We start from the raw sequence: 19,660 nt of genomic DNA, 5'->3' as shown, positions 1-19,660 counted from the left end.
TCTGCTTGATTGAAGCGAGCAATTTGACCAGAAAATCGAACATAAACGAACTTGTTCGAAATTCTCTATACAAATTGCCTTGGCCTAGAATCCCGTATCGCAACAGCATGCCCGGCAACAGCATGCACGGGAGCTGCGCCATGGTTCAGTATGTCGGCGTCGAGAACATGGTTCGCCTGATCGGTTCGATCGGCATCGAGCCCTATCTGATCGGCCTGGCCGGTTATATCGAGGCGGATTTCCGGCGCTGGCCCTCCTTCGAGAAGGCGCCGCGTATTGCCAGCCATTCCCGCGACGGCGTGATCGAACTGATGCCGACCAGTGATGGCGAGCTCTACGGCTTCAAATATGTCAACGGCCACCCGAAGAACACGCGCACCGGCCTGCAGACGGTGACCGCCTTCGGCGTGCTCTCCGATGTCGAGACCGGTTATCCGCGCCTGCTCTCGGAAATGACGATCACCACGGCCCTGCGGACGGCGGCGACGTCGGCGCTGGCGGCACGATATCTTGCCCGCGAGGACGCCAGCGTCATGGCGATCATCGGCCTGGGCTCGCAATCGGAATTCCAGGCGCTTGCCTTCAAGGCCCTGCTCGGCGTCGACAGGCTGCGGGTCTTCGATATCGATCCGGCAGCGACCGCCAAGTTCCTTGCCAATCTTGCTCCGCACGGTTTTGAGATCGTAGTCGCGGCGAGCGCGCAAGAGGCCGTGCTCGGCGCCGACATCATCACGACGGTGACCGCCGACAAGCTCAACGCGACGATCCTCTCCGACAACATGATCGGCGCTGGGGTCCATATCAACGCGGTCGGCGGCGACTGCCCGGGCAAGACCGAATTGCAGCGCGACATCCTCCTGCGCGCCGATGTCTTCGTCGAGTTTCCCGAGCAGACCCGCATCGAGGGCGAGATCCAGCAGATGGCGGCGGATTTTCCCGTCACCGAGCTCTGGCGGGTGATCACCGGGGCAACCGCGGGCCGCCGCGCCCGCGACCAGATCACCATCTTCGATTCCGTCGGCTTCGCCACCGAGGATTTCTCGGCGCTGCGCTATCTGCGCGACCAGGTCGAGGGCACGGCCTATTACGACGACATCGACCTTCTCACCGCGCCGGAAGACCCGCGCAACCTGTTCGGATTGCTCGGCCGGTCCGCTGCTTCGTCGCGCGTCGCGCTGGGAGCCTGACGGCCATGCAGAAGCTTTCCGTGCAGGCGCCCAGAAGCGTCGTGATGATCCGCCCGCATCATTTCAGCCCCAACCCGGCGACTGCCGCGGATAATGCCTTCCAGGCCAATGACGCGCAGCGGACAGCCGCCGCGATCGCCGCTGCGGCGCATGGCGAGGTCAGCAGGGCGGCGCAGCAGCTGGAGGCGGCCGGCGTCCGGGTTCATCTTTTCGAGGATGAGGGGACGGCGACGCCCGACTCGGTTTTCCCGAACAACTGGTTCTCCACCCATTCGGGCGGGCATGTTGCGCTCTATCCGATGTTCTCGCCGAGCCGGCGCCAGGAGCGGCGGCAGGACGTCGTCGAGATGCTGAAGCAGCGCTATCGCGTGCAGGATGTGATCGATTATTCCGGGCTGGAGCAGGACGGCGTCTATCTCGAAGGCACCGGCGCGATGGTGCTCGACCATATCGAGCGGGTCGCCTATGCGGCGCGCTCGAACCGCACCAATGAAGTGGCGCTGGAGCGCTTCTGCACGCATTTCAACTTCGAGCCGGTGATGTTCGATGCTGTCGATGCGCAGGGCCGGGCGATCTACCACACCAATGTCCTGATGTGCATCGGCACGGATTTCTGCCTGATCGGGCTGTCCACCATCCGCGATGCGGCGCGGCGCGAGGAGATCGCCGGGCGCCTGGCCGAGACCGGCCGGACCGTCATCGACCTCGATCATGAGCAGATCGGCGGCTTCGCCGGCAATGCCATCGAATTGCAGGGCCGGGACGGGCGGATCGTCGCCTTGTCGTCGCGCGCACTCGCGGCGCTGCGGCAGGACCAGCTCGCGACCCTGGAGCGGTCGGTGGCCCTGCTGCCGCTCGACGTTCCCACCATCGAACTCGCCGGCGGCTCGGTGCGCTGCATGCTGGCGGGCATCCATCTGGCGGCGCGCGGTACCGTCGCGGGCTGAGCCGTTTTCCCAGAAGCGTCGGCGAACTCTCAGGGTTCGCCGACGCTGAATTCGCGGCCCGGGGCTGCGTCGATCAGGGCGCGCGTATAGGCATGGGCGGGGGCTGAGAAGACCTGGGCGGTCGCGCCCTGCTCGACGACGACGCCCTTCTCCATCACGACGATGCGGTCGCAGATCTGGGCTGCGACGCGCAGATCATGCGTGATGAACAGGATGGCGAGGTTGAAGCGCTCCTGCACGTCCGCCAGCAGCGCCAGCACCTGCTTCTGCACGGAGACGTCGAGCGCCGAGACGGCCTCGTCCGCGATCAGGATCTCGGGTTCCATGGCAAGCGCGCGAGCGATCGCGACGCGCTGGCGCTGGCCGCCGGAGAACTGATGCGGGTAGCGGTCGAGCGCGCTTGGCTGCAGGCCGACCAGCGCCATCAGGTCGCGGGCGCGCGCCATCGCATCAGTCGGTTTCAGGCCGAAATTGCACGGCCCCTCGATGATGGAATCGCCGACCGTGCGGCGCGGGTTGAGCGAGCGGTAAGGGTCCTGGAACACGACCTGGATCTTGCGGCGGTAAGCCCGCAGGCGCCGCTCCGGCAGCATCGCGATGTCGATGTCGGGGACGAGGATGGCGCCGCGCGTCGGCGGCATCAACCGGGCGATGCAGCGCGCCACCGTGGTCTTGCCCGAGCCGGATTCGCCTACGATCCCGACCGTCTCGCCGCGATGGATCTTGATGTCGACATCGCGCGCGGCGTGGACGACCTGCTCCTTCTTGAACAGGCTCTTGGAGCTGTAGGTCTTGCCGAGACCGACGGCTTCGAGCGCGATCGGTCCCGTCACGGCCTTGCGCCGCGCGGGTTTCAGGCTCGGCACCGCGCCGATCAGCATGCGGGTATAGGGATGCTGCGGGTTGGTCAGCACCTGCGCGGCCGGGCCCTGCTCGACGACGAAGCCCTTTTCCATCACCACGACCTTGTCGGCGATCTCGGCGACGACGCCGAAATCATGGGTGATGAACAGCACACCCGTGCCGCGCCGGCCCTGGAGCTCCTTGATCAGGCGCAGGATCTGGGCCTGGGTGGTTACGTCGAGCGCTGTCGTCGGCTCGTCGGCGATGAGGAGCGCCGGATCGAGCACGAGGGCAGCCGCGATCATCACGCGCTGGCGCTGCCCGCCGGAGATCTGATGCGGATAGGAGCCGTGGATGCGCTCCGGATCGGGCAGGCGCATCGCCGCCATGATGCCGAGCACCTTTGCACGCCGCTCGGCCGCATCGAGCTCGGTGTGGATGCGCAGCACCTCCTCGATCTGGTCGCCGATCGTCAGGACCGGATTCAGCGCCGTCATCGGCTCCTGGAAGACCATGCCCATGCGGTCGCCACGCAAAGCGCGCAGGCGCTGGGGCGTGGCTGCGAGGATATCCTCGCCCTCGAGCAGGATCTGGCCTGCGACGGGCTTCAGTAGCTTCGGCAGCAGGCCCATCACCGAGAAGGCGGTGACGGATTTGCCGGAGCCGGATTCGCCGACGACGCAGGTGATCTCGCCCGCGCCGACATCGAAGGAGACGTTCTCGACGGCATGGGCCCGGTCGCCGCCGCCGGGCAGGCGGATGCTCAGGCCCTTGATCTGGAGGACAGGTATGGGTGCGTCGCTCATCGGAACGTCGATCATCGGCCGGCCATCTTGGGATCGAGCGTGTCGCGCAGGCCATCGCCGAGCATGTTCACCGCCAGCACCGTGATGCCGAGGAAGATGCCGGGATAGAGGATGTTGTGCGGGAAGACGCGGAAGACATTGCGGCCCTCGGCCATGATGTTGCCCCAGGTCGGCGTCTCCGGCGGAATGCCGATGCCGAGGAAGGACAGGATCGCCTCGACCAGGATGGCCGAGGCCGCGATGAAGGTGCCCTGGACGATCAGCGGGGCGATGGTGTTGGGCAGGATGTGGCGCACCATCAAGAGCGGCAGCCGCGTGCCCTGCATGATCGCGGCTTCGACATAGGGCTCCTCGCGCACCGAGAGCACGATCGAGCGCACGAGGCGCACGACGCGCGGGATCTCGGGCACGATGATCGCGACGATGACGGCGGTGAGGCCGGCCCGGAACAGCGAGACCACGGCGATGGCGAGCAGGATCGCGGGAATAGCCATCAGCCCGTCCATGAAGCGCATGATCACGGCGTCGAGCGGCCGGATATAGCCGGCGATCAAACCAAGGATGAGGCCGATCGAGATGCTCACAGCGGCGACCGAGACCGCGATCATCAGCGAGACCCGCGCGCCGTAGACGACGCGGCTATAAACGTCGCGGCCAAGCGAATCCGTACCCATCCGGTGCTTGAAGACCGTGGTCGAGCCGTCATCGGCGCGGATGGTGCGCTCGACGCCGGGCACGCGGTTGCGCGCGCTCGGGTTGATGGCGGCGGGGTCGATCGTGCCCAGGAACGGCGCGAGCAGGCCCATCAGCGCCATGACGAGGAGCACGGTCCCGCCGATCAGCACGGCCGGGTTGCGGACAAGCCGGCGCAGGGCGTTGGCGTTGGGACGCCCTGCATCCGGCAGGACCGGGGCGATCAGGCTGGGTTCGGCGCTCAATATTTGATCCTCGGATCGAAGAGGCAGTAGGCCAGGTCGATGCCGAGATTGATCGCGACATAAACGACGGAGAACAGCAGGATCACGGCCTGGATCGTCGGGTAGTCGCGCGCGAGCACCGCATCGACGGTGAGGCGCCCGAGGCCCGGTATCGCGAACACGCTCTCGGTGACGACCACGCCGCCGATCAGGAGCGCGATGCCGATGCCGACCACGGTGACGATCGGCACGGCGGCGTTCTTGAGCGCGTGCCGGAACAGGATCTTGCTCTCGACCTGGCCCTTGGCGCGGGCGGTGCGGATATAATCCTCGCTCAGCACTTCCAGCACGCTGGCCCGCGTCATCCGGGCGATGAGGGCGATGTAGATCACCGACAGCGTCACCGCCGGCAGGATCAGGCGCTGGATGAAGCCGCCAAAGCCGCCGGAGATCGGCTGATAGCCCTGGACGGGAAACCAACCCAGCGTGATCGCGAAGACGTAGATCAGGAGGTAGCCGATGACGAAGACCGGCACCGAGAAGCCGAGCACCGAGAAGCCCATCACGACCCGGTCGATCCAGGAGCCGTGCTTGTAGGCTGCGAGCACGCCGAGCGGAATCGCGACGCAGACCGCGATCAGCATGGTGGCGAAGGCGAGCGAAAGCGTCGGCTCGATGCGCCCCAGGATCAATTCGCCGATGGTCTTCTTGAAGAAGAAGCTCTCGCCGAGATTGCCATGCAGCAGATTGCCGGCCCAGATGCCAAACTGGGTGATGATCGGTTGGTCGAGGCCGAGCTTGGCGCGGATCGCCTCGATCTGCGCGGTCGTCGCATTGTCGCCGGCGATGACCGCGGCGGGGTCGCCTGGCGTGAGGCGCAGCATCAGGAAGACCAGCACGGCGACGATCCCCAGAACGGGAATCGTCGCGAGCAGGCGGCGCAGGATGTAGCCGAGCATGAAGCTAGCCTGTCAGTTCGGACGCCTCACTTCTTCTCGACGTTCCAGAACACCGGCGCTGCCGCCGTCAGGATTCCGCTGATGTTGGGGCGGGTCGCGATCGGCACCGTGTATTGGCCGAGATGGACGTGGGTCACAACCTCGCGCCAACGCATTTGCACGGCTTCGACGATCGCCTTCTGCTTGGCCGGGTCGGTCTCGCGAGCGAAATCGTCGCGCAGCTTCTCCATCTGCTCGTCGCAGGGCCAACCAAAGGCGGCCTTGTCGCAGCTCGCATTGAAGAAGCCGGCCATGACCGGGTTGAGCACGTCGGCCGAGACCCAGGCGGTCAGCATGGCGTTCCAGCCGCCTTCCGCCACGGGGGTCTTGCGCACGCGGCGGGCGACCACCGACTGCCAGTCCGAGGACTGCATGTCGACCTTGAAGCCGCCCTTTTCCATCAATTGCTTGGCGACGGGCGCCAGGTTGGTCAGCGACTGCAGATCGGTCGAATGCAGCAGCACGACCGGCGTGCCGTCATAGCCGGCCTCCTTCAGGAGCTCCTGCGATTTCTTGAAGTTGGACTCCAGCAATCCGTCCATCCCAGCTTCTGTCGCGAGAGGCGAGCCGCAGATGAACATGGCCTTGCAGGTCTTGTAGTAGTCGGGGTTGCCGACGACCGCCTCGAGGAAATCCTTCTGGTTCAGCGCATAGGTCAGCGCCTGCCGGATCTTGGGATTGTCGAAGGGCTTGATCGTGTGGTTAGGCCGCAGCGTGTATTGCAGGCCGAGCGGATTATAGTCGATCAGCTTGATCGACTTGTCGCTCTTGAGCAGCGGGATCAGGTCGAAGGAGGGTTGCTCGATCATGTCGATCTCGCCGGCGAGCAGGGCGTTGACCGCCTGCTGCTGGTCGGAGATCGCCAGCCACTCGATGCGATCGAGCTTGGCGACCTTGCCGCCGGCGAGGCCCGAGGCCGGCTCGGCGCGTGGCTTGTAGTCCTTGAACTTGGTGTAGACGATCTTGTCGCCCGGCTTCCATTCGTCGGTCTTCAGGACGAAGGGCCCTGAACCGATGAACTCCGAGATCTGCGTGTTGGGGTCGGTCTCCGCGACGCGCTTGGGCATCATGAAGGGCACGTTCGAGGACGGCTTGCCGAGCCCGAAGATCAGCAGGCCGGTCGGCGACTTCAGCTTCACCGTGAAGCTCTTGGCATCGTCGATCGCCATCGCGTCGACGAAGGACATCAGCTTCTGGCCGATAGGGTCCCGCGCCGCCCAGCGCTTGATCGAGGCGACGCAGTCTTCCGCCGTGACCGGCTTGCCGTCATGCCAGAGCAGGCCGTCGCGCAGCGTGAACTTGTAGGTCAGCTTGTCCGGCGACTCCGTATAGGTGTCGACCATCTGCGGCTTCACATCGCCCTTCTCGTCGAGGGCGAAGAGGGTGTCGTAGATCATGTAGCCGTGGTTGCGGACGATATAGGCCGTGGTCCAGATCGGATCGACGATCTTCACATCGGAATGCATGACGACTTTCAGCGTCTGCGCCTGGGCCGAGAAGCCCCCGGAGAGAACACTGCTTCCGGCTAGCAGCGCGGCGGCCGCCGTGATGATCTTCCAACGCGACATCATGCACTGATCTCCCCTCTGACCCATTCGGGCGGTTATTTCGCTGATCGTGATCTAGAGTGATTTCCGATCCAATTGGATCGTTCAATTGCTCTAGCACTTTGTCTTAACGCGTTTTCTTCACGCGAACCGGCGTCCACTTCGCTCGAAAACGCTCTAGCTGGTCGTGACTTGGTGCGTTCGTGTTCTTGTGCGTCCCGATCCGTTGGCCTGCGTATGCAGGGGCCATGCCATAGGCAGGCCGGGAAGCTCCCGCGAAACGGGAGCCTCTGTCAATCGCGCTCAGGCCGAAAGCCGCGTCAGCAGCCCGGCCATCAGGCGGGTGCGCTGGGCCAGGCTGTCGACCTCGATATGCTCCTCCAGCGTGTGGTAGCCGGCGCCGAGCAGGCCGAGCCCATCGAGCGAGGGAATGCCGGCCGCCCCGGTAAAATTCGCGTCCGAGCCGCCACCGGCCGAGCCATGCTCGAGTTCCCAGCCGAGTTCGCCGGCGATGCCGCGCGCAAGCTCATAGAGCTTCAGCGTTCCCGCGTCCGGCTCCCAGACCGGGCGGGTGACGCCGCGCGTGACGGTGAAGCGCGTGCCGTCGGCATTCTTGGTCGAGAGGGCCAGCATGCGCTCGACGCCACGGTCGAGGTCGGACTGCCTTTTGGCCATGCTGAGCGCCTCGGCCCGGCAGGTGGTCGGCACGCAATTGACCCATTGTCCACCCGAGATCACGCCGACGCTGAAGGTGCAGTCGTCGCCCGTCATCTCCTCGATGGCGATGAGCTGGCGCGCCATCATGTTGATGGCGGAGCGGCCGTCCTTCAGGCGCGAACCGGCATGGCTCGGCCGGCCCTCGGCGAGCAGGTTGAACCTGGCGATGGCGTAGCGGCCGGTGACGACGCCGTTGCCAGGGCGGCCGGGCTCGGGAACCAGGATGTAACGGTGCTGGCCGGCATGCTGCATGATCAGCTCGCGCGTGCCGGGGCTGCCGATCTCCTCGTCGCTGGTATAGAGCACGCTGACCGGCAGCGGCGTCTCGATGCCGGCCTTGGCCAGCGCCACGATCGCCTGCAGGCCGGCATAGGCGCCGCCTTTCATGTCGAGGATGCCCGGCCCGTAGCAGCGCGTGCCTTCGCGCCGGAAGGGCAAGGCCTTCAGCGTTCCGATGGGATGCACGGTGTCGAGATGCGACATCACCAGGATGCCGGGTTCGCCGCGCCTGGGATGGGGGAAGTCGCCGCGCACGCAATCGCCCAGGCCCGGCGGGCCGGGAATGCGGGTCACGGTCGCGCCGACGGCCGCGAGATCGTTGGCGACGAGATCCATCATCCGGTTCACGGCCGCGACATCGAAGGTTGGGCTCTCGCATTCGATCCAGCGCTTCAGGCCGGCGAGCATCGCGTCGGTGTCGAAGGTCAGCGTGTCGAAGGACATGATCAGGCGGCCAGTCGCGTTTCGACGAGGCGCGCGAGCAGGCTCGCGCCCACCGGCAGGATGCCATCGTCGAGGATGAAGGAGGGGTTGTGCACCGGCACGTTGCCGGCATGGCCGACCCAGCAATAGGCGCCGGGCACCGCGCGCAGCATGTCGGCGAAATCCTCGCTGCCCATGATCGGCTTGACCTCGGTCAGCACATTATCGGCGCCGACGATCTCGGCGGCGACCTTGGCTGCGGCCTCGGCCTGCGGGCCGTGATTGACCAGCACGTCGAAGATGTCGCGGATCTCGACATCGATCTGGACGCCGAAGGTCAGTGCCATGCCGGCCGCGATCTCGCGCATGCGCTCGCGGATCAGCTTGGCGATGTCGGGCGAGAAGGTGCGGATGGTGCCGGCGAGCGCCGCCTCCTCGGGGATGACGTTATAGGCGGAGCCGGCATGGATCTGCGTGATCGAGAGCACGGCAGCTTCGCGCGGATCGGCATTGCGGCTGACGATGGTCTGCAGCGCCGCTGCCAGTGAGATGGCGACGATGACCGGATCGCGCCCGACATGGGGCATGGCGCCATGGCTGCCCCGGCCGGTGATCTTGATGTCGAAGAAGTCGGCGCCGGCCATGGCCGGGCCGGGAAAGACGGCGATCTGCCCGGGGTCGAGATTGGGGGCGTTGTGCAGCCCGTAGATCTCGTCGCAAGGGAAGCGCTCGAACAGCTTGTCGGCGAGCATGGCGCGGGCGCCGCCCAGGCCTTCCTCGGCCGGCTGGAACACGAACACCGCCGTGCCGGTGAAATCGCGATTCTCCGAGAGATAACGCGCCGCGCCGAGCAGCATCGTGGTGTGGCCGTCATGGCCGCAGCCATGGAAGCGGCCGGGAATGGTCGAGCGGAAGGGCAGGTTGGTGGTCTCTTCCATCGGCAGCGCGTCCATGTCGGCGCGCAGGCCGATGCGCCTGCCCGGTCCGCCCTTGCCCTGGAGGATGCCGACCACGCCGGTCTTGCCGATGCCGGGATGCACCTCGATGCCCCAGGATGCGAGCTTCTCGGCGACGATGCCCGAAGTGCGGACCTCCTCGAAGCCGATCTCGGGATGGGCGTGGATATCGCGGCGGATCGCGACGAGGTCGTCCTTGAAGGCTTCGATCTGGGGCAGGGTGGGCATGAACTAACTCCGAAGGACGAGGATCAGCCGAAGACGGGGCCGAGCGGCGCGGTGCGGATGCCGGGGCGCAGATGCTTCCACGGCAGGACTGAGGGATCGACCGGCATCGGGCCGGGCGCGGCGCAGACCAGGATCGTCTGGGCGATCGGCTCGAAATCGGCGCGGAAATGCACCGAGCTTTTGTTGACCAGGATCGCCTGCTCGGTCGGCTCGATGCCGACCTGGCGATACATCGCCTGATCGGCCATCTGCGCCTTGCGCGACCCGACGACGATGCGCACGCCGCCGATACGCAACGCCGCGCAGGGGCCGAGATTGATGCGCGAGCCGCCATAGAACGGGCCGGGTGCAACGAAGCGCCCTTCCGACAATTGCTCGACCACGAACTCGCCCTCGAGCGGGACATCGCCGGGGATGCCGGACTTGGCGCCGAGCGAGAGCGTGATCGTGGCGCCGACGCCGGCCTTGTGCGCTGCGGCTGCCGCCGCGGGATCGACGATCACACCGATTGCGGCGCGCTGCGCGCCATTGCGCACCAGCGCCCGCGCCATCCCCATCGTGTCGGAATCGCCGCCGGCGCCGGGATTGTCCTGGGTGTCGGCAATGACGATCGGTTTCGAGGCTCCCTCTGCCAGCCGCATCGCCTCCAGTACGCCCTCATCGGGCTGGAAGACCTTGCCCTTGAAGGCGGCTTCGCTCGCCATCACCCGGGCGAAGACGGCATCGGCCGCGCGGTCGGCATCGGCTTGCGTTGCGCCATAGGCCAGCACGGTCGCGCCGCAATCGGCGAAATCGGCGGCGGGAAAGCCGGGCAGGAAAGAGAGCGTCGGCACGCTCTCGCCTTCCAGCGCCGCGAGCTCGGCATAGATCGTCTTGCAGGGCTCCATCGCTGTCGCCTGCCAGGCGATCGGGATCAGATAGGGCACCTGGCGGAAGGCCTTGGCATGGCGCGTCCTAGTGCCGATCAGCTTTGCCAGATAGGTCGTGGCGCGGCTGCCGGTCTCGGCCATGTCGATATGCGGATAGGTGCGGTAGGCGACGAGCCCGTCGGCCGAATCCATCATCAGCTGCGTGATGTTGCCGTGCAGGTCGAGGCTGGCGACGAGAGGGATGTCGGGGCCGATCGCGGCGCGCACCCGGCGCAGGGTTTCGCCCTCGCCATCGGGATAGGCCTCGCTGACCATGGCGCCGTGCAAATCGAGATAGACCCCGTCAACAGGCAATGCGGCGCTGATGCGTTCGACCAATTCGTTCAGCAGGGTCTCGAAGGCGTCTGCCGTGACATGGGCCGAGGGGCTGGCGGCGCACCACAGCGTCGGCACCATCTCCCAGCCGAGCGCCTTGGCCTTCTCGACAAAGCCGGCGGCGCCGACATTGACGTTGTGCACGGCGGCGAAGATGTCGTCGCCGCGCGCAAGGGAGGGCCAGCCGCCGCCCTGGATGAAATGCTCGATCGAGGCCTTGCTCGGCGCGAAGGTGTTGGTCTCGTGCAAGAAACCGCCAAAGGCGATGCGGGGCGACATGACGGTTCCTCGATCATTGCAGCGAGGCGGCAGGTAAGCACGCAAGGCCCATGGGGGCCAAGGTTCAATTCTGGTCAGATGCCTGCGCGATTATGCATGGGGTCGCCGCTTTAGCAGGCAGGTCTATTTTGCAGGCAAGCCCTTTCCGTCATTGCGAGGAGTAAAGCGACGAAGCAATCCAGGGGCGAGGAGAGAAACCTCCGGGACTGCTTCGTTGCGCTCGCAATGACGGGTAGCCGGCTCGCCTCAGTTCAGGCTGGCGCGCTTCACGAAGGCGCCGCCCTTCATGATCAAGGGCATGTGCTTGCCCTGGCGCGTCAGCAGCGAGAGATCCTTGAGCGGGTCGCCATCGATGACGATCAGGTCGGCATGGGCGCCTGCCGCCACCGTGCCGATCTTGCCTTCGAGCTTGAGCAGCTTGGCGGCGATATGGGTCGCCGAGGCGATCACCTCATGGGCCGGCAAGGCGCGGCCGCGGATGACGAACTCCTCCGACTGGTAGCGATGCATCTCGCCGAGCAGGTCGCTGCCATAGGCCATGGCGAGGCCGGCCTTCTTCATGATCGCGAGCGATTCCATGCCGGCGGAGCGGACGACATCGACCTTGGCGACGGAATCGGGCGGGAAGCCGAGTTTGGGACCATCGCTGACGAGCTTGTCATAGGTCACCAGTGTCGGCACGGCGACCGCGCCCTTCGAAGCTGCGAGCTTGGCGGTCTCGGCCTGGATCAGGTTGCAGTGCTCAAGCGAGTGCACGCCGGCCTCGACGCAGCGGCGGATCGCCTCGTCGGTATAGACATGGGCGGAGACGTAGGTCCCTGCCATCCTGGCCTCCTCGACGATCGCCTCCAGCTCGCTGACGGAGAAGCCGAGGAAATGGATCGGATCGGTCGGCGAGGCGCAGCCGCCATTGGCCATGATCTTGATGAAATCGGCCCCGCCCTTCATTTCCTCGCGTGCGGCGCGGCGAACCTGGTCGAGCCCGTCGCAGATGCGCCCGAGTGCGCCGAGGCGATGGCGGTCGCTTACCGCCGCGCGGTCATCATAGCGGCCGCGGAAATCGGCGTGGCCGCCGGTCTGGCTCAGCGCCTTGCCGGAGATGACGAGGCGCGGCGTCGGGAAATGGCCTTCCTCGGTCGCCTGCTTCAGGCCGAAATCGGCGCCGCCGACATCGCGCACAGTGGTGAAGCCGCGCAGCAGCATCTCGCGCATGATCACGAAGGAGCGGGCGGTGACGAGCGAATCCGGCAGGGTGGCGTTCTTGCCGAGATCGGCGACGCCGGCGACGACATGGACATGGGCGTCGATCAGGCCGGGCATCAGGGTCTTGCCCTTGAGGTCGACAACCTTGGCCTTGGCCGAAGTCACGGATTTGCCGACCTCGCGGATGGTGCCGCCCTCGACGAGGACGCTGACGGGAGCGCCCGCTTCGGGCGCGGTGCCGTCGACGATGCGGGCATTGGTGAAGAGGGTGGAAGCCACGGGTGTTCTCCGCTGGAGCAGGATGGGTATCAGAGCGCGCGCGCGGCAGCGCGGGCGGCCAGGAAGCCGGGCACGATCATCGGCGCGAGCCGCTCGATGGGAGCGACATGCTCCTCGCGGTAATGGCCCTCGGGCGCGAGCAGGTTGATCGTGCCGATGACCTTGCCATCATAGATCGCGGGCACGTTGATGACCGAGCCGAGCCCCATGCTCTCGATCAACTCATGGTCGAAGAAGGCCCAGCGGATGCCGGCCTTGTCCTTGCCCAGATAGGGCTTCTGGCCCTCCATGACATGCTTGCCCCAGGGCGTCGGGCCCATCGGCTTGCGGCCGGAGACGGGATATTCGGCCGGTCGGTTGGAATAAATGCGCGCGACCTCGGAGCCGTCGACATAGAGCAGCGTGAACAGCTCGTGGCCGACAAGGCGCTTGGCGATGGCGTCGAACGCCTTGAACACGGTGTCGGGCTGGCCCGGCTCCTTGAGCAGGGCCGAGAGGGTGGCGAGATCGTCTGACATGATGGGCTGCTTTCAGGCGGTGGGCGTAGGTTGGCGAGGAGCCTTGGGAATTTGCTCAGGCATGATGCCTTGCGGGCGTAGATGCAGCACCAGGATCAGCGCGACGCCGATCATCATCTCGCGCATAGAGGCGATCTGGACGGGCTGGAGACCGGGCAGCCATTCGGTGGCAAAGCGCGTCGCTTCCAGGAAGATCACGACGAGATAGGCGCCAAGCACCGCTCCGCTGGGACGGCCAACGCCGCCGGCGGTGACTGCGAGGAAAATGTAGATCGTGATCAGCGGCTGGAAATGGTCCGGTGAGATATAGGACTGGAAATGCGCGTAGAGCGCGCCCGACAGCGCGGCGATCGCGGCCGAGAGCGCGAAGGCCTGGAGCTTGAAGCGCAGCACGGTCTTGCCGGCGAAGGCTGCGAGCTGCTGGTCCTCGCGGATCGCCTTCATGGCGCGCCCGTAAGGGGAGAGATCGAGCCGCCGCAGCAGCGCCCAGATCACGAGCACGATGAGCGTGACGAGGCCGAGATAGAAGACGCTGAAACCCTGCAGGCCGAGTTCGGCCTTGAGCGGGGCCTTGATGCCGGAGATGCCATCCGAGCCCTTGGTCAGCCAGCGCTCGTTCAGCGCAACGAGGCGGATGACCTCGGCGAAGCCGAGCGTCACGATGGCGAGATAGTCGTCGCGCAGGCGTAAGGTTGCGAAGGTGACGACGAGGCCGACGACCGCGCCGACGATGAGCGCCGCCGCCCAGCCGATCAGCACGGGCGCACCGGCTCCCGTCGCGATCGCGGAGGCATAAGCGCCGACCGCGAAGAAGCCGGCGAGGCCGAGATTGACGAGGCCGACCCCGCCCCAGATCAGGTTGAGGCTGAGCGCGAGCAAGGCGTAGATGCCGCAAAGCGTCAGGGTGAAGATGACATAAGACAGCATCAGGCCGCTCTTTCGCCCAGTATGCCGCGCGGGCGGAAGGTCAGCATGATCAGGATCGCCACAAACCCGACGGCGGTGCGGTAGGTCGCGGGCGTAACGATCAGCGCCAGCTCCTCGGCCACGCCGAGCGCGAGCGCTCCGACGACCGCGCCCGGGATCGAGCCGAGCCCGCCGAGCACCGCTGCGGCGAAGACCGAAAGCAACACGCGGTAGCCGGTGAGCGGGTCGATCGAGGTGTCGAGCCCGATCAGCACGCCGCCGACGCCTGACAGTCCGGCACCGAGAAAGACCGTGACGATCGCGATCCTGGCCGGGTCGATGCCCTTCAGGCGGGCGAGGTCGGGGTTGTCGGCAACCGCGCGCATCGCCTTGCCGAAACGGGTATAGCGCAGGAACAGGAACATCGCCGCCATGATGATCGCTGCGAGCGCGAGGCTCTGGAGCTGCTGCGGGCCGATGCGCAATTCACCAAAGCGCAGGTCGCGGGCGAGGGGCAGATCATAGCCCTTCATATCGTTGCCGAAGATGAAGCGGACGATGTTTTCGAGCACAAGATTGAGCGCGATCGAAGCGATGGCCACGATCAGCGCGCCATTGTCGCGCAAGCGCTTCAGCGAGATCTCCTCCGCGACGACGCCGACCACGCCTGTCACCGCAAAGGCAATGGCGAGTGCCGGGACGACCGGCAGTCCAAGCCCTGCATTCGCCCACCAGGCGACGAAAGCGCCGATGGTGGCATAGGAGGCGATGGCGAAGTTCGGATAGCGCAGCACCGCGAAGATCGCGGAGAAGCCGATCGCCGGGACGGCGATCAGCGCCCCGGTCATCAGCCCGTTGATGAGCGCCTGAAGGAGGAGGGTCACTGAGCCAGGTCCCGATCAGGCGATCTTGACCAGGGCGATCTTGCCGGACTGGACCTGTTCGTAGCGGAACTTCGAGTCGCTGATGTCGCCGATCTCGGTGAAGTCGCAGGGACCGCTGGCGCCGTCATAATCGACCGCCTGCTTGGCGGCGATGGCCTTGAAACCGTCGATGGCGTTGTCGATCTTGGCGCCACCGGGCGCCTGGCTGACCTTGCGGATATTGTCCTTGATCGCGGTGCCCGAGGCGTCGCCGGCGATTGCAATCGCCATCAGCACGAGGTTGATGTGGTCGTAGATCTGCGTGGTGTAGGGATCGGGCGAGGCAACGCCGATCAGCTTGACCAGCCGCTCATAGGCCTTCGAGCCTTCGGCCGGCGAGGGCGAGAGGATGAAGGTTTTATCCGCCACATCGGCCGGTACGCTGTCCAGGAGCTTCTGGTTGACCGAGTAGCCGAAGGCGAGCTTCGTGCCCGAAAAACCGGCGCGGAACAGATCCTTGAGTATCACGCTGGTGTCGGGCGTATAGCCTCCGAGCACGATGGCGTCCGGCTTGAAGCGAAGCGCCTCGTCGATCTCACTGCGATAGGCTGGCTTCTTATCGTCATAGATCAGCATGGCCGTCTCGCCGCCGGCAGCCTTGACGATGGCTGTCATGCTTTCGAACTGGCTCTGAGCGAAAGGCGTCTGCGGCGAGAGCACGAAGACGCGCTTGGCACCCTGGGCAAGAGCAAATTCGCCGAACTTCCGGCCCTGAAGCTTGGTGTTGGGCTGCGTGCGGACCAGATAGCCCTGATGCGGCAGCAGCGTGATCGAATCCGCGCCGGAGACGGTGGCGAGGAAGGTCTTCGATTCCCAGCAGAGCGGGGCGACGGCGGTGGTCACCGAGGAAGCCCAGGTACCCAGGATCGCCGAGACCTTGTCGACGTCGATCAGCTTGCGCGCGGCGCGCACGCCGGCTTCCGGATTGGTCTGGTCGTCCTCAGAGATCAACTCGACCTTCCGCCCAAGCACGCCGCCAGCGGCATTGACCTCGTCGACGACCGCCTTCACCGCCTTGACCATCAGTGGGCCATAGGGGCCGCCCGAGCCGGTCAAGGGCGTCAGCGTGCCGATCCTGATCGGTGCCCCCTGCGCCAAAGCGAGCCTCGGCAAGGCGGAGAGGCCGGCAAGCGCGGCAGCGCCGCCGAGCAGCGTGCGGCGGTCGGTCAGGAACTCGGTCATGGTCATCCCCTGTTATGATTGCTGGTTCTTGTATGTTGGCTGGTTCTTGGTCGGTCGGCTTGGATCAGGTCGGCATCGTGATCAGCCGCCGAGGAAGAGGCGGCGGATTTCGGGGTCGGCGGCAAGCGCGGGGCCTGAGCCCTCGCGGCTATTGCGGCCGGAGACGAGGACATAGCCGCGCGTCGAGATCTCGAGCGCTTCGAGCGCATGCTGCTCGACCATCAGGATCGGCAGGCCGCCCTTGTTCAGCGCTACGATCGCCTCGAACAGCTCCTCGGCCGCCTTGGGAGAGAGGCCGGCCGTCGGCTCGTCGAGCAGGAGCAGTGCAGGGGCGTTCATCAGGCCCATCGCCATGGCGAGGATCTGGCGCTGGCCGCCCGAGAGTGTGCGGGCGAGCGCGCGGCGCTTGCTCGCCAGCATCGGGTAGCGGGCATAGAGTTCCTCGCTGCGCTCGCGCACCTTGCCCGGGTCCTGGAAGCCGCTGATCTCGAGGTTCTCGGCAACCGTCATCGCGCCGAAGACATTGCGCTCCTGCGGTACGAAGCCGATGCCGTGCCTGGCGCGGCCGAGCGCGCCCTCGCTGGTCACATCGGCTCCGTTCAGGACGATCGCGCCCTCGCGGGCGGACACCAGCCCGGCGATCGTTTTCAGCAACGTCGACTTGCCGGCGCCATTGGGGCCGATGATCGAGACGATCTCGCCGGCTCCGACATGCAGCGAGCATCCCTTCAGGATCTGTTCAGCCGCGCCATAGCCGGCGACGACGCCATCGACGGCGAGCAGGCCGCCATTCGCCAGGTCGCCATTCGCCATGCTCAATGCCGCCTCCCGAGATAGGCTTCCTGCACGCGGATGTCGGAGGCGACCTCGTCGAATGAGCCTTGCGTCAGGGTCTTGCCCTCGGCCATGACGATGACGGGCGCGCAGAGCCGCTTGATCAGCGCCATGTCGTGCTCGATCAGGCAGATGGTCAGCCCGTCCCGGTTCAGCGCAATGAGGTGATCGGCGATCTGCTCGGTGAGGCTGGGATTGACGCCGGCCATAGGCTCGTCGAGCAGCAGGATCTTGGGGGCCGCCATCAAGGCGCGCCCGATCTCGACCAGCTTCTTCTGCCCGCCCGAGAGCGCCGTCACCGGGTTGTCCAGCACATGGTCGAGCTTGAGCCGCCGGGCGATGTCGAAGGCGCGCTCGGTGAGCTCCTGCTCCCGCCGTCGCGCTGCAGCCGAGCGCAGCATCGCCGCCAGCAGGTTCTCGCCAGGCTGCCCGGCGCCATAGAGCATCAGGTGCTGGAAGACACTGAGCTTGGGAAAGCCGCGCGCAAGCTGGAATGAGCGCACCAGACCCGCAGCGACGAGCTTTTCAGGGGGCAGGCTGGTGGTTTCGACCGAACCCAGCCGGACCGAGCCGGCCTTGGGGCGGTAGAGCCCGGAGACGGCGTTGAACAGGGTCGATTTGCCGGCGCCGTTGGGGCCGATCAGCCCGGTGAAGGAGCCGACGGGAACGGCGAAATCGACGCCGCGCAGCACATGCACGCCATAGAAGTCGAGCTTCAGCCCTTCGATGGTCAGGGCCGCCGTCATCGCGTGCCCGCCTTGCGCCTGGAATCCTGCGCGGAGGCGGCCTCGATCGGAAATTGCTGGCGGACCTGCTGCTTCCAGAAGGCCAGCATCTCCTGATAATAGGCGGGGTCGTTGGGGCGCAGCACCGTCTGGCTGATCATGCCGCGTACGAGGCACATCGTCGCGTTCATGACGATGCGGGTATGATCGGGGTCGACGCCGGTGCGAGCCGCAAGCGCCGTCCAGATCGCGTCGAGACCGGCGTGGAAATCGCGCACAGTGGGGATGAGGTCGGCTCTGAAGTCGGGATTGTGCCGGGCTTCGGGCAGATACTCCATCGTGACGTAGAACAGCCGGTCGTCCATCATCTGCCAGATGTAGTCGACGATCTCGTCGCTGGAGCCGCCGCGGGCGATGAAATCCTCGGCGAAGCGATGCAGGTCGCGAGTGGTCTTGCTGAGCATATCTGCGACGGAGACGCTGATGATCGCCTCGCGGGTGGTGAAATGATGCGTCAGCGCGCCGCGTGAGACACCGGCCTGGCGGGCGATCTCCGGGGTGGTGGTGCGAGCAAGGCCCCGGTCATGCAGCAGGTCGATCGTTGCGTTCATCAGCCGCGTCGAGGTTTCTGCGCTGCGCTCCTTTTGGGATCGTCTTTTACCGGTTCCGCTCACGCCAAGCCTCAACCCCACAGGACGATCGGAAGCTGCGACTCGTTTTGCAAACAGTCAAGCATGTTTCTTATGCGCCCAATGCCTGGATTGAAGGCGTGTGCGGAGCGGCCGCGGGATTAAGCGGTTCGGGTCGTCAGAGGCTGAAAATCCGGCCCCAACTTGTGACGGTCGGGCTCGTATCGACGCCGGCTGCCCTGAGCGCGGCCCAGACACCGGCCGCTGCCGAATCGATCACGGGCAAACCGGTCTGCGCCTCAAGCATGGCTGCGGCGGGAGCGCCGTTGAAATTGGTGCAGAAGATGACGATCGCCTCGGCGGCCTCCTCCGCCACGGCCGCCCGCGCCATCGCGGCGATCTCGCCTGGCGGCACCGCGCCATAGGAGAGATTGTCGCTCAGGCCGGCATGGCGTTCGGCGACGACGGCAAAGCCCTTGTTGGTGAAATTAGCGATACCTCGGGCCTGGGCGGCCGTGGTGTAGGGCGTGATCAGCGCGATGCGCCGGGCCTCCAGCCGTCGCAGCGCATCGAGCGTTGCCAAGGCCGAGGTCACTGCGGGCAGTCCGGTCCGCGCGGTGATGTCGGCGCAGAGCCGTTCGTCGATGTCGAAGCCGTAGTCGCCGCCCTTCGAGCCGTTCCAGCAGATCGCAGCGGGCTCGGCATGGCTCAGCAATTCCGCCGCCTGCAGCATGGCCGGCCAGTCATAGGGGTTGGCCGCGACCTGGTCGGGGCTGGTGTTGCCGAAGACGGGGATGCGCGTGAACAGGGGCGTCACCCCCGCCAGCGTGGCGCAGATCGCTTGCGTCACACGCTCGACCGTGCGGTTGCCCGAGGGCGTGATCGTGCCGATGGCGATGTCGGTTTGCATGGCTCCAGAGCATTGCGCGAAAAAATGGGTACCGGTTTTTCGCATGAGCAATGCTCTAAAATCCAGGAATCGATCACGTCGCATTCGGACGGAACCGTCCGAATGCGACTTGATCCAAGGCAGCAAGATGCAGGCCAGCCGCCCGGGTGGGCGAGTGCTTAGAGCCGTTGAACGATCCAA

18 protein-coding genes are annotated in these 19,660 nt (G+C 65.9%); 2 read left to right on the top strand and 16 right to left on the bottom strand.

The window, feature by feature from the left end:
• Positions 1 to 140 precede the first annotated feature (140 nt).
• Together BMZ97_RS09380 and BMZ97_RS09375 are read left to right on the top strand one after the other, a co-directional pair.
• Positions 141 to 1,187, top strand: a complete 1,047-nt coding sequence (locus BMZ97_RS09380) for an ornithine cyclodeaminase (protein ID WP_092167696.1) — start codon at positions 141 to 143, stop codon at positions 1,185 to 1,187.
• 5 nt (positions 1,188 to 1,192) lie between these two features.
• Complete coding sequence (locus BMZ97_RS09375; RefSeq protein WP_092167694.1) at positions 1,193 to 2,134, top strand: citrulline utilization hydrolase CtlX; 942 nt, start codon at positions 1,193 to 1,195, stop codon at positions 2,132 to 2,134.
• A 29-nt stretch (positions 2,135 to 2,163) separates the two neighbouring features.
• Here the strand turns inward: BMZ97_RS09375 and BMZ97_RS09370 are convergent, their stop codons facing one another.
• From BMZ97_RS09370 to BMZ97_RS09295, 16 genes are all read right to left on the bottom strand, one after another.
• Positions 2,164 to 3,798, bottom strand: a complete 1,635-nt coding sequence (locus tag BMZ97_RS09370) for an ABC transporter ATP-binding protein (protein ID WP_244546316.1) — start codon at positions 3,796 to 3,798, stop codon at positions 2,164 to 2,166.
• On the bottom strand, positions 3,795 to 4,655 hold the full coding sequence (locus tag BMZ97_RS09365) for an ABC transporter permease (RefSeq protein ID WP_244546358.1): 861 nt from the start codon (positions 4,653 to 4,655) through the stop codon (positions 3,795 to 3,797). Before BMZ97_RS09365 ends, BMZ97_RS09370 begins: the two co-directional genes overlap by 4 nt.
• Positions 4,656 to 4,717: 62 nt before the next feature.
• Positions 4,718 to 5,659, bottom strand: coding sequence for an ABC transporter permease (locus tag BMZ97_RS09360; protein WP_092167692.1), 942 nt, complete (start codon positions 5,657 to 5,659; stop codon positions 4,718 to 4,720).
• 26 nt (positions 5,660 to 5,685) lie between these two features.
• Positions 5,686 to 7,269, bottom strand: coding sequence for an ABC transporter substrate-binding protein (locus tag BMZ97_RS09355; protein ID WP_092167691.1), 1,584 nt, complete (start codon positions 7,267 to 7,269; stop codon positions 5,686 to 5,688).
• A 279-nt stretch (positions 7,270 to 7,548) separates the two neighbouring features.
• Positions 7,549 to 8,685, bottom strand: coding sequence for a M20/M25/M40 family metallo-hydrolase (locus tag BMZ97_RS09350; RefSeq protein WP_092167689.1), 1,137 nt, complete (start codon positions 8,683 to 8,685; stop codon positions 7,549 to 7,551).
• 2 nt (positions 8,686 to 8,687) lie between these two features.
• Positions 8,688 to 9,848, bottom strand: coding sequence for a M20 aminoacylase family protein (locus BMZ97_RS09345; RefSeq protein WP_092167688.1), 1,161 nt, complete (start codon positions 9,846 to 9,848; stop codon positions 8,688 to 8,690).
• 23 nt (positions 9,849 to 9,871) lie between these two features.
• On the bottom strand, positions 9,872 to 11,371 hold the full coding sequence (locus BMZ97_RS09340; RefSeq protein WP_092167686.1) for a M81 family metallopeptidase: 1,500 nt from the start codon (positions 11,369 to 11,371) through the stop codon (positions 9,872 to 9,874).
• A gap of 246 nt (positions 11,372 to 11,617) precedes the next feature.
• A complete protein-coding gene (locus tag BMZ97_RS09335; protein WP_092167685.1) occupies positions 11,618 to 12,853 on the bottom strand; it encodes a metal-dependent hydrolase family protein in 1,236 nt (411 codons plus the stop codon).
• Positions 12,854 to 12,882: 29 nt separating this feature from the next.
• A complete protein-coding gene (locus tag BMZ97_RS09330; protein WP_092167683.1) occupies positions 12,883 to 13,371 on the bottom strand; it encodes a GAF domain-containing protein in 489 nt (162 codons plus the stop codon).
• A 12-nt stretch (positions 13,372 to 13,383) separates the two neighbouring features.
• On the bottom strand, positions 13,384 to 14,298 hold the full coding sequence (locus BMZ97_RS09325; protein ID WP_092167682.1) for a branched-chain amino acid ABC transporter permease: 915 nt from the start codon (positions 14,296 to 14,298) through the stop codon (positions 13,384 to 13,386).
• Positions 14,298 to 15,161, bottom strand: a complete 864-nt coding sequence (locus tag BMZ97_RS09320; RefSeq protein WP_244546315.1) for a branched-chain amino acid ABC transporter permease — start codon at positions 15,159 to 15,161, stop codon at positions 14,298 to 14,300. Before BMZ97_RS09320 ends, BMZ97_RS09325 begins: the two co-directional genes overlap by 1 nt.
• Before the next feature lie 15 nt (positions 15,162 to 15,176).
• Entirely contained in the window at positions 15,177 to 16,382 is a 1,206-nt protein-coding gene (locus BMZ97_RS09315) for an ABC transporter substrate-binding protein (protein WP_092168886.1), read from the bottom strand.
• Positions 16,383 to 16,463: 81 nt separating this feature from the next.
• Positions 16,464 to 17,195, bottom strand: a complete 732-nt coding sequence (locus BMZ97_RS09310; protein ID WP_092167680.1) for an ABC transporter ATP-binding protein — start codon at positions 17,193 to 17,195, stop codon at positions 16,464 to 16,466.
• A gap of 2 nt (positions 17,196 to 17,197) precedes the next feature.
• Positions 17,198 to 17,962 carry an ABC transporter ATP-binding protein gene (locus tag BMZ97_RS09305; protein WP_092167678.1) on the bottom strand — a complete coding sequence of 255 codons (765 nt, stop codon included), beginning with the start codon at positions 17,960 to 17,962 and terminating at the stop codon, positions 17,198 to 17,200.
• Positions 17,959 to 18,552, bottom strand: a complete 594-nt coding sequence (locus tag BMZ97_RS09300) for a TetR/AcrR family transcriptional regulator (protein ID WP_092167677.1) — start codon at positions 18,550 to 18,552, stop codon at positions 17,959 to 17,961. Before BMZ97_RS09300 ends, BMZ97_RS09305 begins: the two co-directional genes overlap by 4 nt.
• Before the next feature lie 196 nt (positions 18,553 to 18,748).
• Complete coding sequence (locus BMZ97_RS09295) at positions 18,749 to 19,480, bottom strand: maleate cis-trans isomerase family protein (RefSeq protein ID WP_175525490.1); 732 nt, start codon at positions 19,478 to 19,480, stop codon at positions 18,749 to 18,751.
• Positions 19,481 to 19,660 lie beyond the last annotated feature (180 nt).

Source organism: Allobosea sp. OK403 (assembly GCF_900113835.1).
In the GTDB taxonomy this organism is placed as follows: Bacteria; Pseudomonadota; Alphaproteobacteria; order Rhizobiales; family Beijerinckiaceae; genus Allobosea.
The sequence above is the reverse complement of the archived record's forward strand: the minus strand, read 5'-3'. Positions and strand labels throughout refer to the sequence as shown.